Raw genomic sequence first — 12230 nt, forward strand, 5'->3', positions numbered from 1 at the left:
GCATTGTTACTTACCGGTAACACCACCAAACGTGAAAGTCAATGCCGAGGGCATGGCAGCGAAAGGTGGAAGACGGGCGACCGCCCACGAAAGGAGGACAACCATGACAAAGACCAGAGACGATCTGACGATATCCGAAGCCCTTCGCGACCCCCTGATTGCCATGGTGTTGCGCGCCGACGGCGTGAAGCTTGAAGACTTCAAGCAACTCCTGGAGACGGCCGCCCGCAAACGCGAACCGCGCTCGACTTCGGTGGGCAATATGATCGGAGCACTCGCAAACCGCGCTAATCTGCCGGCTATGCCCTGCTTCGGCTGAACAAGCCGCCTGAATAGCTTGGGGATCTCTCCCTGCCCCCGTCAAGGGCTGCCGTCACAACCAGACGGCGGCCCTTGCCGCTTTAAAGCGTGTCGCGCAAAAGTGTGCAGCGGTTTTGCGACAACGGCATGCGTAAAAACAAAGACTTAAAGCGCGAGGAGCGAATCTGAAAGATCGCGACGCGCTTTAGAGGATCGGCTTGCCGCCAGTCACCGCAATTGTCGTGCCGGAGACATAGCTCGACAAGGGATCGGCCAGCATCACATAGGCTGTCGCCAGCTCGGCCGGCTGTCCCGGCCGTTTCATCGGCACCTGCTTGCCGAAATTGCTGACGCTTTCTTCAGGCAGTGTCGAAGGGATGAGCGGCGTCCAGATTGGCCCGGGCGCCACCGCATTGGCGCGAATGCCTTTCTCGGCCAGAAGCTGGGCAAGGCCGGCGGTGAAATTCTGGATCGCGCCCTTGGTCGTCGCATAGGCAAGCAGCGTCGGGTTCGGACTGTCCGAATTGATCGAGGCGGTGTTGATGATGGCGCTGCCGGGTTTCATATAAGCGACGGCGGCCTTGGTCAGGTAGAACATCGAATGGATGTTGACCTTGAAGGTCAGTTCCCACTCCTCGTCGCTGATCTCGTCAATGCTCTTGAAGCTTGCCTGATGCGCGGCATTGTTGACCAGAATGTCGATACCGCCAAGTTCCTTGACCGCCGTCTCGACGATCTGCCGGCAGTGGGCCGGATCCTGGATGTCGCCGCTGACGAGGATAGCCTTGCGTCCGGCCTGCTCGACGAGCCGTTTCGTCTCATCGGCATCCTCATCCTCGTCGAGATAGGAGATCACCAGATCGGCACCTTCCCTGGCGTAAGCGATTGCCACTGCCCGACCGATGCCGCTATCGCCGCCGGTGATGATCGCCCGCTTGCCTTTCAGTCGCTCGGAACCGCGATAGCTCTTTTCGCCATGGTCGGGAACGGGGTCCATCTGTCCCGTAAAACCCGGCATAGGCTGTTTCTGGGATGGAAAAGGGGATAATTTGGCATCATGACCTCCTGGGTTCAGGGGCAAACTCAGGCTAAGATTTGTTGTTCCAGCGATCTTGCGGCAGATTTGTTTTCGGACTAGAATGACTAGAAAATTGGTCATCAAGAGGGTGTCATGGCGAGTGTCAATTTAGCGGAAGCCAAGGCCCATCTCAGCGAATTGCTCAATCGCGTCGAAGCCGGCGAAACCGTGGAGATTTTGCGGCATGGCAAGCCGGTGGCGCAGCTCGTGCCCGTCAAGACGCGCAAAAAACCGATCGACGTCGAGCGGCTGAAGGCATTGACCGCCTCGATGAAGCCGCCGACCAAACCGGTCGATTCCGCGACCTTCATCCGCGACATGCGCGACACTGATCGTTACTGATGCTTTATATCGACACCTCAGTCCTCGTCGCCGCCTGGACGATCGAAACCCGCACGGACGACGTGCAGCAATGGCTAGCGACGCTTGGATCCGAAGAGATCGCGGTCAGCGGCTGGACGATCACCGAATTTTCGAGCGCCGTCGCGCTCAAGACAAGAAGCGGCCAGATCGACTTGGCCGATCGCGGCAAGGCATTGGCGATGTTCAGAGAATTATGTTCGACAACGTTCGAGCTCCTGCCAATATCGCGCGCCCACTTCATCGAAGCGGCACGCATGACCGATCAATTCGACATCGGTCTTCGCGCTGGCGATGCACTCCATCTCGCCGTCGCGCTCGGCAACGACGCCGCGCTCGTCACACTGGATAAGGGGCTGGCGAAGGCTTGCACCATCGTCGGAGCAAAGCACCAACTGTTATGATGCCATCGGCAGATCAAATCCCACAGCAGCCGTCAACAGATACCACAGGGTTGTCTTCTGTTGCGATTTTCCACAGCGACAGCTATGCCATAGTAATGTAACATGATCGCAGTTTTCAATGAGGTGCGTGGAATTGGACGGAAAGACATCATCCGCAGTTTACTCCGAAGATGAGGGCGTTGCCGCCGAGGCCGGTGGCAAAGGCGCGCGCCGCGCGCGTGTCAGCGGCATCGACCGGGCGCTTCAGGTGATCGACCATCTTTACGAGACCGGATCGCCCGCCGGCGTCTATGCGATCGCCAAGGCGGTGAAGGCGCCGCTGTCGACCGTTTACGTCATCGTCGACGATCTCGTCGAGAAGAACATGCTGACGCGCCAGGCGGACGGCTCGATCTGGCTCGGTGCGCGGCTCTACCACTACGGCCTCGCCTATGCACGGTCGCTGGATTTCATGAGCATCGCCACCCACGAAATGCACGATCTCTGCCGCCAGGCCGGCGAAACCGTGCAGGTCTGCGGCCGCGATGGCGACTATATGCTGGTGCTGGCCATGGCCGACGGCCCGAGCCATTTCCAGGTGGCGTCCCGTGTGGGCACCCGGGTACCGCTGAACTGGACGGCCTCCGGTCGCCTGCTCGTCGGCCACCTGGCCGAGCAGGAGCGCATCGAACTGTTCAAACGCTGCGCTCGCTCTTCACCGACCGGCCGCGCCGAGATCGATCCGGGCACGCTGTCGGAAGCCGCCGGCAAGGCCTTCGAGTCGCGCCTGTCGATCCAGGCGGGGGAATCCGATTATGCGGTTGCCTGCATCGCCTCGCCGATCTGCGATCGCGACGGCCAGTGCATCGCCACCATTTCCATCGTGCTGCCGGAACAGAAGGCCTTTTCCGACGAGAACCACTATACGGCCCATGTGCGCAGTTCAGCGGAACGGATCGAAAAGCTGATGGGCTGGCGCAACCGCTGAGCCTTGCCCTCTTCAGCGGATCCTACCTGTAGGAATAGCCGTGGCTGTGGCGCACCAGCTTGCGCGCCCGCGGCACATAGCGGCTGGCGGCAAAGGCATCAGCGCCCATCACTGCATAGCGCGGCTCGAACAGCTTGTTGAGGACCGAGACGTCACCGTTGGAATCCGTCGCCTCGAGATCGGAATCGACCAGGTCGAAAATGGTGAATTCCGCTTGTGAGCCAACCGAAAGCCGGTTCTCCATCGACAGCTTGATGACGGATGCCGGCGCATGGGTGACGGCTTCCACCACCTTGTCGAAAGGCATGCCGACGCCGAGCAGCTTCGACATCGTCGTCGCCAGGTCCCACACCGGGAAGTTCATCGAATGGCCGTGCAGGTCAGTCGAGATCGAGAACGGCAGCAGCCCGCGCGCGATCGCCGCTTCGGCGACCTTGAAGGAGAAGGAGGCGCCGCCATGGCCGATGTCGAGACGGATGCCCTGGGAGGCGCAGCGTTCGGCGAGATTGAAGAGGTCCTCGTCTTCCATGATGCTCGACCCGGCCTTGCCGTTGAAGCAGTGGGTGACGACGTCGCCGGGTCCGAGGATCTCCAGCACTTCGTCATAGAGCGCCGGCGGCTCGCCGACATGCACCATCATCGGCACTTTCAAAATCTTGGCGATCTTCTTGCCGAGCTTAACCGGCGTGACGCCCCAGGACCCGGTGATGACATGGCTGGCGCGCACCTTGATACCGACGATGTGCTCGCTGTTTTCGGCATAGACTTCGAGGATGCGGTCGAGATCGATATCGCGGATATCCCGCAATTCCGCGACACGATTGCAGGCGACGAGGCCGATCGAGCCGAGATTGAGGAAGGCCTTGATGCGTTCGCGCGAGGGCTCGATGATATATTCGCGGAAGCCATGGAAATTCGCCTCACCGGCCGAACCGGCATCGACCAGCGTGGTGACGCCGCGCTCGACGCCGCATTCGGAGGGGCGGATGGAAATATCAGTGCCGCCGTGCCAGATATGCACGTGCAGATCGACCCAACCCGGTGAAATGAAGGCGCCCTTGCCGTAGATGCGCGTCACATCCTGCGAGACTGAAAGGGACGGACCGATCTCGACGATCCTGCCGTCGGCATTGACGAGAATGTCGACTGCCCCCTCGGATGTGCCCGCACCGAAAGCGATCGGTTTGACATTGGTGAGGAGAAGCGGCTTCTTCGCCTGGTCGCCGGACATGACATGCATTCCTTTCGAAGTCTCGGACCGGGATCGCTCCTCGGTCATCCGTCTGCGGGTCGTGACGGAAGGGTGATAGGGAAGCCAGAGATGGCGCCTCAGGGTATCGTACAGAAATTCCATAATTATGATACATAAGGCCTTATAATAGAATAAAGCCGAGAACGACACTGTCAAGGAAAATGACGCGGGCGTCGCCACTGAGAAAACGTAAACCGTGCGCTCCTTCCGAAGCGCGCCTGTTTCGAAGATCCGATAAATTCCTGTTTGTTTTCAATCGCGAAGAATAGAATAGTCAAGCCGTTCCAGGTGATCCGGATCGGCGATGGCGTCGATCGCGGCGATCCTGCCATCGGCGATTGTCAGCGCCACTACGACGCGGAGCTGGCCATGAATTTCCACGACGAATCCGATCTCACCGTCGACAATGGCGATTTCTGCCGCCTGCGCCCGACCCTTGAAGGCTTCAGCCAGGTGAGCTGCGCCGCGCATCTCGCCAATGGTGCCGAAGCGGGCTGCCGTCGCATCCGGCCGGAAGACGACGTCAGGGGCAAGCACCGCGATCAACCCCTCCAGATCGCCGTTGCGCGACGCCGTCAGAAAGGCCTCGGCGATCGTCCGCTTGCGGCCGAGATCGACATCAGGCGCCTCGTCCAAACCCTGCACCCGACGGCGGGCGCGGCTCGCGAGCTGGCGGGCAGCGCTGGACGAGCGGCCGATGATCGGCGCGATCTCGTCGAAGGGCAGATCGAACATGTCGTGCAGCACGAAGGCGACACGTTCGGCGGGCGCCAGCGTCTGCAACACGACGAGCAGCGCCAGACCGACCGAATCGGCAAAGGCGGCTTCGCGCTCCGGATCATTCGCCGGGTCGGCGATCCCGCCATGGACAGGCACCTCCAACGGCTCCTCGCGCCGGGTCTTGCGGGCGCGCAGCATGTCGAGGCAGATGCGGGCCACCACGGTCGTCAGCCAGCCGCCGAGATTGCCAACCCCTGTCGTGTCCGTGCGGCCGAGCCGCAGCCAAGCCTCCTGAACGGCATCCTCCGCCTCGCTGCGCGAGCCGAGCATGCGATAGGCTGCGGCCCTCAGATGCGCTCTGTTCGCCTCGAACTCATCGGCCAGCCATTTTTTCTCGTCCATTTGTCACATTCCTCCACTGCGTTCCGTCAACACCATGACGAATGAAACCCGGCCGATGTGACAGCGCCGGCGGATCGTCAAACAGTAAACGCATCAAGGAGGTGGCATGAAAGAGGCCGCGCCCGTTGAGAGAACGGATCACTGAGATGCAGATGATGATCGAGGGACAGTCACACTTCCAGCCTTTCGGCTTATCCTATTGGGGTTTCGAAGATCTCAATAAGGGAGTTGGAAGCATGACTGCCTCTTATGAATACCATATCGGGGTCGACTACCACAAATCCTACAGCCACCTGGTGGTTCAGGACAGCAGCGGCAAGACGCTGAGATCCGGCCGGGTGAAGAACGACCGACAGTCGCTGGGCGGGTTTCTCGAACGCTATCGGGAGAACTCGCATGCGGTTGTCGAAGCGACGCGCAACTGGATGGTGATGTACGACTGGCTCGACGACATTTGTGATGATGTCGTTCTCGCCCATCCGCTGAAGGTTAAAGCGATCGCCGACGCCAAGATCAAGACCGACAAGATCGACGCGACGGTGCTGGCACATCTGCTCAGAGCCGATCTGGTACCCGAAGCCTGGGCGCCAAGCGAGAGATCGCGGGACCTTCGCGTCGCGCTGCGCGAGCGGATGTTTTACGTGCGCCTGCGCACGATGACGAAGAACCGCATCGTCACGGTGTTCGACCGCTATCCGGAGCAGACGGCGCAATTGAAGAAGCTTGGCGACCTGTTTGGCAAGGCCGGCCGCGTCCAGCTGGCTCAAGTGAACGTGTCTGAGATCGACCGCATCCAGATTGACCGTGGTCTCGCCTTCATCGGCGACATCGACATGCGGATCAAACAGTCGGAAGCAACGATCCGGGCGATGACCAAGGCCAATGCCAACGTCAAGCTGTTGAAAACGATCCCCGGCATCGGCGAGTTCTTCGCCCGGCTGATCGATGCGGAGATCGACGACATATCGCGGTTCCGCCACTCGAAGAAGCTTGCCGCCTATGCCGGGCTTGTGCCGTCGACCTATTCCTCCGGCGGCAAGACCTTCCACGGCAAGATCATCAAGCAGGGCAACAAGTGGCTGCGCTGGGCCTTCGTCGAGGCGGCGCTACCTGCCATCGCCAGCGATCCGCAGCTGCGCGCCCAATACGAGCATCTGAAGATCAAAGGAGTAAACAAGGCGCGGGTTGCCATCGCGCGCAAGCTTTTGACGATCGCCTTCCAGATCCTGCGTGACCAGCGCGCCTACGAGCCGCGCGGCACCGCCACCATGGAAGGCGCGTCGACGATATCCCGGTTGTCCTGATGGCAGTCTAGCGAGCCCGGCAGGACTGGGCTGCGCTTCTCAAGGAGAATGGGAAACCGGGAGCCGAACGCCACTCTGTGACCGAAGCCCCAGGCATCAGGTCACGCATTGGAGACTGGTTCAAGAACCGAAGGACAGCAAAGCGATCTGTCCGGCGGAAAGAGAGACTTTGCCGATCGGTGCGAATGCCGGTCAAAACTTAACCGAACCCAAGGAAAAGCCGCCAAATGGTGGTGTTCTGCCCCTTGCGTTCTTTCATTGGAGACATACCATGCAGGAAAAATTGGTCATGCAGGAGAGAATGGGAAATCCCGCCCTCGTCCTTCCCGCGGCCATGCAGGCGCTCAATGCGCTCAGCAAGGTGCCAGTCGAAACCGGCCTTTCGCCGAAGCTGCTCGAACTCGTCAACCTGCGCGCCAGCCAGATCAACGGCTGCAGCGTCTGTGTCGACGGTCATCCCCGCATTGCAAAGAAACTCGGCGAAACCGACGAAAGGCTCTTCGCCATCGGCGCCTGGCGCGACTCGCCCTATTTCAGCGATGCCGAGCGCGCAGCCCTTGCCCTGACCGAGGCAGTCACCCGTATCAGCGACCGCGCCGACCCGGTGCCGGATGATATCTGGGACGAAGCGACCCGGCATTATGACGGCAGGAGCCTTGCAGCACTCGTCATCGCCATCGCCAACATCAATGTCTGGAACCGGCTGAACATCGCCACCCGCCAGATCGCCGGGGCCTGGAAGCCGTAAACAGCGAGGTTGCCGGCAGCACGTCACCCCTGCGCTGCCGGCAACCATCATCCCTGATCAGCATGGCTTCAGGCCATGCGAAACAATCGGTCGTTCAAATGATGCCGCCGCCACCGGCAGCGGATGCCGGGCGCTCGGCCGCCACCTTCTTGCGATAACCGCTGGCGCGATAGACGGCGATCGGGTCGATCGCGCCGCCGGCCCTGCGGCGGGCTTCGGCCAGAATCGGCTCGACATCGGCGCGATAGGCGCGCTTCAGCGTTTCCGATGCCATCAGCGCGTCGTTGTCGTCCTGATAGCCGGAGAGCGCCTTGCGGTCGACGAGCAGCGCTTGCGCATAGGCGCGGCGGATTTCGTTGGCGCTGTTGATCAGGCTTTCGATCGGGTCGGTGACATTGTGCGACTGGTCGATCATATGGGCCGGGTTGAAGTCGTTGACGCCGCGCTGCTCGGCATCGACCAGCTCGTTGAAGACGAGGAACAGCCGGTAGGGATCGATTGCGCCGGCGTCGAGATCGTCGTCGCCATACTTCGAATCGTTGAAGTGGAAACCGCCGAGCTTGCCGAACTGGATCAGGCGGGCGACGATCATCTCGATATTGGTGTTTGGCGCATGGTGGCCGAGATCGACGAGGCAATAGGCCTTGGGGCCGAGCGTCTGAGCGATCAGGTAGTTGGTGCCCCAATCCTGCACGATTGTGGAATAGAAGGCCGGCTCGTACATCTTGTGCTCGGAGAACAGCTTCCAATCACCAGGCAGCGCTTTGTAGATATCCGCCATCGAGGCGAGGTATCGCTCGAAAGCCTTGGTGAAATGGCTCTGCCCGGGGAAGTTTGAACCGTCGCCGATCCAGACCGTCAACGCCTTGGAGCCGAGCGCCTTGCCGATTTCGATGCATTCGAGATTGTGCTCGACTGCCTGCGCCCGTGTTGCCGCATCGGTGTGGCTGAGCGAGCCGTATTTATAGGAATGGGCCTGGCCGGGCGCATCGGAAAAGGTGTTGGAATTCATCGCATCGAAGCCGAGGCCGAGCGCATCACCCTTGGCCTTCAACTCCCTGGCATCGGCCTTGTCCCAGGGAATATGCAGCGAGACGTTTGGCGTCGCCTGCGTCAGTTGGTTGATGACGGCGCAATCGTCGAGCTTGTCGAAGATGCCGCGCGGCTCGCCGGTGCCGGGGAAACGGGCAAAACGCGTGCCGCCGGTACCGACTCCCCACGACGGAACGGCGACGAAGAATTCCCCAACCTTCCGGGTGACTGCTTCGATATCGACGCCGCGGCGGGCAAGCGTCGCGCCCAGTGCCTCGTAGTCGGCTTTCAGCGCTGTTGCCCGCTTGTCATTATCCGTCGCAACCAGATCCTGCGCGATCCTGAATTCGGCCATTTCTTCCTCCCGATTGTTTCTTTCTCCCCTTCTCCCCAGCGGGGAGAAGGTGGCCCGAAGGGTCGGATGAGGGGGCGGCCGGGTAGGACATTAATAGTCCTTCGCTTCCCGCTCAGAACACGCATCGCTTCGCTCTGCGTCCCCCTCATCTGCCTGCCGGCATCTTCTCCCCGCCGGGGAGAAGAGCGTCCCTCTTACCGCGTAAAGCTCTGCACGTTGCCGGCATCGACGTTGATGATGTTGCCGGTCGATTTTGCCGAAAGGTCCGATGCGAGGAAATAGATCGCTTCGGCGATATCTTCCGGAAACACGTTGAGTTTCAGCATCGACCGCTTGCGGTAATGTTCCTCGAGATCGTCTACCTCGATCTTGGACGAGGCGGCGCGCTGCTCGCGCCATTCGCCGCTCCAGATCTTCGAGCCGCGCAGGACGGCATCCGGGTTGACGGTGTTGACGCGGATGCCGGCATCCGCGCCTTCCAGCGCCAGGCAGCGGGCGAGATGGATTTCGGCAGCCTTTGCCGTGCAATAGGCAGATGCATTCGGCGAGGCGGCAAGACCGTTCTTCGAAGCGACGAAGATGACGTTACCGCCGAGCGCCTGACGGCGGAACAGGCGGAAGGCTTCGCGCGAGACGAGGAAATAGCCGGTCGCCAGAATATCGATATTGCGGTTCCACGTCGACAGCTCGGTGGCTTCGATCGGCGCGGACGAGGCAATGCCGGCATTCGAGACTAGGATATCGATCCCGCCGAATTCAACGCAGGCTTCCGCGAAGGAGGCGATCACCGCATCTTCCTTGGTGACATCAAGCCGGACGCTGCGTACGGCGTCAGCGCCGTATCTCTTGACGAAATCGGCTTCGGTGCCCTCGAGCGCTGCCTGGTCGATATCTGCAAGCACCACGCAGGCACCTTCGCCGACGAGACGCGCTGCCGTCGCCCGGCCGATGCCGCCGGCGCCGCCGGTGACGAAGGCGACGCGGCCGGCAAGGCTCTTCGGCTTCGGCATGCGCTGCAGCTTGGCCTCTTCGAGCAGCCAGTATTCGATATCGAAGGCTTCCTGCTCCGGCAGGCCCTGATATTCCGAGACTGTCGACGCACCGCGCATGACGTTGATGGCATTGACGTAGAATTCGCTGGCAATGCGAGCCGTCGCCTTGTCGCGGGCAAAGGACAGCATGCCGACGCCGGGAACGAGGAAGATAACGGGATTGGCATCGCGGATGGCGGGCGAATTGTCATGCTTGCAGTCGTTGTAATAGCGGGCGTAGTCGGCGCGGTAGTCCTCCAGCGCCTTGTCGAGACCGGCAACGATCGCGTCGACATCCGGCTTGGCCGGGTCGAAATCGACGATTAGCGGGCGGATCTTGGTGCGCAGGAAATGATCCGGGCAGCTGGTGCCGAGCGCGCCGAGCGGACGCAGATCCCGGGAATTGACGAATTCGAGCACGGCGTCCTGATCGTCGAAATGACCGAGCTTGCGCTCCTGCTTGCCGATGCGGCCGCGGATCTCCGGCATCAGTCGGGCGGCGATGGCGCGGCGTTCGGCAACGGCCAGGCTCTCAGTGAGCGCGCCGCCGAAAATCGTCTTGCCCTCGGTCTTTTCGGCAAACCAGACGATCGCCTTGTTGATGATGTCGAGCGTCAGCTCGTAGCAGGCCTTGGCGTCATCAGCCCAGGTAAAGAGGCCGTGGCTTTCGAGGACGACGCCCTTCGCATTCGGATTTGCGGCGACGAAAGCGCCGAGGTCGAGGCCGAGCTGGAAACCAGGACGGCGCCAGGGCAGCCAGCCGATCTCGTCGCCAAAGATCTGCTGCGTCAATTCCTTCGAATTCTTCGACGCGGCGATCGCGATGATCGCGTCAGGATGCATGTGGTCGACATGGGTGAAAGGCACGAAACCATGCAGCGGCGTGTCGATCGAGGCGGCACGGGCGTTCAGGTTGAAGGTGCAGTGCGGCAGGAAGCCGACCATGCGGTCTTCATCCTCAACGCCCTTATAGATGCCTTTCAGCGATTCCAGCTTGTCCTGGTAGAGCGTGGCGAAACCGTCGAGCTTGATCGTGCCGACGTCGCCGCCCGATCCCTTGACCCAGAGTACCTTCACCTTGCCGCCGGTCAGCGGATCGGTTTCCAGCACCTTCGCCGAGGTGTTGCCGCCGCCATAATTGGTGATGCGCTTGTCGGCGCCGAGCAGGTTGGAGCGATAGAGCAGCTTGCCAGGCTCATCGAGGCCTGCCGCGTAAGCATCATCCCACCGGTTTTCCAGAACCCGGACGTTCGCCGCCATGTCATCCTCCCATATGAAATCTTCATCGAGACGCAAAGTCGCGCCGCTTTTCGCTGACGGTATCGCTCATCAAAACGCAGGTTGTCAATCGAAAACGATCAAATTCGATTATTGTGCAGCGCAATATGAAAATTTATGATCGTTTTTGATTGACACATTGTCATATGTGCGAAATAAACGATTAAAGGAGGAGCCCCATGCACGAACGCGAACGCCATCGCATCATTCTGAGCGCCGTTCAGGAAAAGTCCGTCGTGACGGTTCAGGATATCTCCGAACTGACCGAGGCTTCCGAGGCGACGATCCGGCGCGACATCGCGGCTCTTCATGTTCAGGGCAAGATCCGCCGTGTGCGCGGCGGCGCCGAGGCCGTGCATCCGCCGCAGCTCGGCAATCTCGCCGGGCGTCCCTTCCGGGTATCGGAATCGGTCAATATCGACAAGAAACGCGCAATCGCCCGCCAGGCGGTCGAGCTTTGCGATCCTGGCGACGCGATCATCATCAACGGTGGCACGACCACCTTCCAGATGGTGCATTTCATGGCGGCGCACCGCCTGCAGGTGATGACCAATTCCTTCGCCATTGCCGAACATCTGGTCAAGCATTCGAAGAACACGGTGACGGTCCCGGGCGGCGCGATCTATCGCGAGCAGAGCCTGATCCTCTCCCCCTTCGACAATGACGCGATCCGCAATTTCTACGCCCGCCGCTTCTTCATCGGCGCCCAGGGCGTCGGCCCGCTCGGCATCATGGAAGCCGACGCGCTGATCATCCAGAGCGAGCAGAAGCTGATGCATCAGGCTGACGAACTGGTCGTCATGGCCGATTCCAGCAAGTTCCATCGCCGGTCGAGCCTCATTCTGTGCCCGCTCGAGCGTGTGTCTACAATCATCACCGATGACGGCATTCCAGAGGAAGCCGTCAGGATGATCGAGAATGCCGGCATCAGGCTCATTGTCGCGAGCCCGGTCACCCAGGCAATCAAGGAGGATTCCTCGTCGGTCGCATAAGGCGCCG

General features: G+C 60.8%; 12 protein-coding genes. 7 read left to right on the forward strand and 5 right to left on the reverse strand.

Annotated elements, in window-relative coordinates; genetic code table 11:
• Nucleotides 1–103 precede the first annotated feature (103 nt).
• The gene (locus tag ELH03_RS29390) at nt 104–319 is read left to right on the forward strand and encodes a hypothetical protein (protein ID WP_018448558.1); all 216 of its coding nucleotides are present in this window, start codon (nt 104–106) and stop codon (nt 317–319) included.
• Nucleotides 320–505: 186 nt separating this feature from the next.
• Here the strand turns inward: ELH03_RS29390 and ELH03_RS29395 are convergent, their stop codons facing one another.
• The gene (locus ELH03_RS29395) at nt 506–1318 is read right to left on the reverse strand and encodes an SDR family oxidoreductase (RefSeq protein WP_130767133.1); all 813 of its coding nucleotides are present in this window, start codon (nt 1316–1318) and stop codon (nt 506–508) included.
• Between the two features lie 153 nt (nt 1319–1471).
• Between ELH03_RS29395 and ELH03_RS29400 the strand changes: the two genes are divergently transcribed.
• The 3 genes from ELH03_RS29400 to ELH03_RS29410 all read left to right on the forward strand — a co-directional run bounded on the left by ELH03_RS29400 (nt 1472) and on the right by ELH03_RS29410 (nt 3109).
• Nucleotides 1472–1720: a type II toxin-antitoxin system Phd/YefM family antitoxin gene (locus ELH03_RS29400; RefSeq protein WP_128403938.1), complete on the forward strand. Its 249-nt coding sequence runs from the start codon at nt 1472–1474 to the stop codon at nt 1718–1720.
• On the forward strand, nt 1720–2142 hold the full coding sequence (locus tag ELH03_RS29405) for a type II toxin-antitoxin system VapC family toxin (RefSeq protein WP_128403937.1): 423 nt from the start codon (nt 1720–1722) through the stop codon (nt 2140–2142). The genes ELH03_RS29400 and ELH03_RS29405 overlap by 1 nt, the downstream gene beginning before the upstream one ends.
• Nucleotides 2143–2260: 118 nt before the next feature.
• Nucleotides 2261–3109: an IclR family transcriptional regulator gene (locus tag ELH03_RS29410; RefSeq protein WP_130767134.1), complete on the forward strand. Its 849-nt coding sequence runs from the start codon at nt 2261–2263 to the stop codon at nt 3107–3109.
• A gap of 22 nt (nt 3110–3131) precedes the next feature.
• On the opposite strand, the gene ELH03_RS29415 is transcribed toward ELH03_RS29410, so the two are convergent.
• Entirely contained in the window at nt 3132–4340 is a 1209-nt protein-coding gene (locus tag ELH03_RS29415) for an amidohydrolase/deacetylase family metallohydrolase (RefSeq protein ID WP_130767135.1), read from the reverse strand.
• Nucleotides 4341–4613: 273 nt separating this feature from the next.
• A complete protein-coding gene (locus ELH03_RS29420) occupies nt 4614–5483 on the reverse strand; it encodes a sigma-70 family RNA polymerase sigma factor (protein ID WP_130806840.1) in 870 nt (289 codons plus the stop codon).
• Between the two features lie 236 nt (nt 5484–5719).
• On the opposite strand from ELH03_RS29420, the gene ELH03_RS29425 reads away from it, so the two are divergent.
• Nucleotides 5720–6787, forward strand: coding sequence for an IS110 family RNA-guided transposase (locus ELH03_RS29425; RefSeq protein WP_130806842.1), 1068 nt, complete (start codon nt 5720–5722; stop codon nt 6785–6787).
• 289 nt (nt 6788–7076) lie between these two features.
• Complete coding sequence (locus ELH03_RS29430; protein WP_128405653.1) at nt 7077–7535, forward strand: carboxymuconolactone decarboxylase family protein; 459 nt, start codon at nt 7077–7079, stop codon at nt 7533–7535.
• A 94-nt stretch (nt 7536–7629) separates the two neighbouring features.
• Here the strand turns inward: ELH03_RS29430 and rhaI are convergent, their stop codons facing one another.
• Nucleotides 7630–8922, reverse strand: a complete 1293-nt coding sequence (gene rhaI / locus ELH03_RS29435; RefSeq protein ID WP_128412855.1) for an L-rhamnose catabolism isomerase — start codon at nt 8920–8922, stop codon at nt 7630–7632.
• A gap of 194 nt (nt 8923–9116) precedes the next feature.
• Nucleotides 9117–11213, reverse strand: a complete 2097-nt coding sequence (locus tag ELH03_RS29440) for a bifunctional rhamnulose-1-phosphate aldolase/short-chain dehydrogenase (protein WP_130767137.1) — start codon at nt 11211–11213, stop codon at nt 9117–9119.
• A 197-nt stretch (nt 11214–11410) separates the two neighbouring features.
• Here ELH03_RS29440 and ELH03_RS29445 point away from each other — a divergent pair, with 197 nt between their 5' ends.
• On the forward strand, nt 11411–12223 hold the full coding sequence (locus ELH03_RS29445) for a DeoR/GlpR family DNA-binding transcription regulator (protein WP_128405599.1): 813 nt from the start codon (nt 11411–11413) through the stop codon (nt 12221–12223).
• The last annotated feature ends 7 nt before the right edge of the window (nt 12224–12230 follow it).

The organism is Rhizobium beringeri (assembly GCF_004306515.1).
GTDB lineage: Bacteria > Pseudomonadota > Alphaproteobacteria > Rhizobiales > Rhizobiaceae > Rhizobium > Rhizobium beringeri.

Excerpts from the sequence above, each read along its gene's own strand:
- ELH03_RS29390 (WP_018448558.1), top strand. The coding sequence starts at position 104 with ATGACAAAGACCAGAGACGATCTGACGATATCCGAAGCCCTTCGCGAC.
- ELH03_RS29395 (WP_130767133.1), bottom strand. The coding sequence starts at position 1,318 with ATGCCGGGTTTTACGGGACAGATGGACCCCGTTCCCGACCATGGCGAA.
- ELH03_RS29400 (WP_128403938.1), top strand. The coding sequence starts at position 1,472 with ATGGCGAGTGTCAATTTAGCGGAAGCCAAGGCCCATCTCAGCGAATTG.
- ELH03_RS29405 (WP_128403937.1), top strand. The coding sequence starts at position 1,720 with ATGCTTTATATCGACACCTCAGTCCTCGTCGCCGCCTGGACGATCGAA.
- ELH03_RS29410 (WP_130767134.1), top strand. The coding sequence starts at position 2,261 with ATGAGGTGCGTGGAATTGGACGGAAAGACATCATCCGCAGTTTACTCC.
- ELH03_RS29415 (WP_130767135.1), bottom strand. The coding sequence starts at position 4,340 with ATGTCCGGCGACCAGGCGAAGAAGCCGCTTCTCCTCACCAATGTCAAA.
- ELH03_RS29420 (WP_130806840.1), bottom strand. The coding sequence starts at position 5,483 with ATGGACGAGAAAAAATGGCTGGCCGATGAGTTCGAGGCGAACAGAGCG.
- ELH03_RS29425 (WP_130806842.1), top strand. The coding sequence starts at position 5,720 with ATGACTGCCTCTTATGAATACCATATCGGGGTCGACTACCACAAATCC.
- ELH03_RS29430 (WP_128405653.1), top strand. The coding sequence starts at position 7,077 with ATGCAGGAGAGAATGGGAAATCCCGCCCTCGTCCTTCCCGCGGCCATG.
- rhaI (WP_128412855.1), bottom strand. The coding sequence starts at position 8,922 with ATGGCCGAATTCAGGATCGCGCAGGATCTGGTTGCGACGGATAATGAC.
- ELH03_RS29440 (WP_130767137.1), bottom strand. The coding sequence starts at position 11,213 with ATGGCGGCGAACGTCCGGGTTCTGGAAAACCGGTGGGATGATGCTTAC.
- ELH03_RS29445 (WP_128405599.1), top strand. The coding sequence starts at position 11,411 with ATGCACGAACGCGAACGCCATCGCATCATTCTGAGCGCCGTTCAGGAA.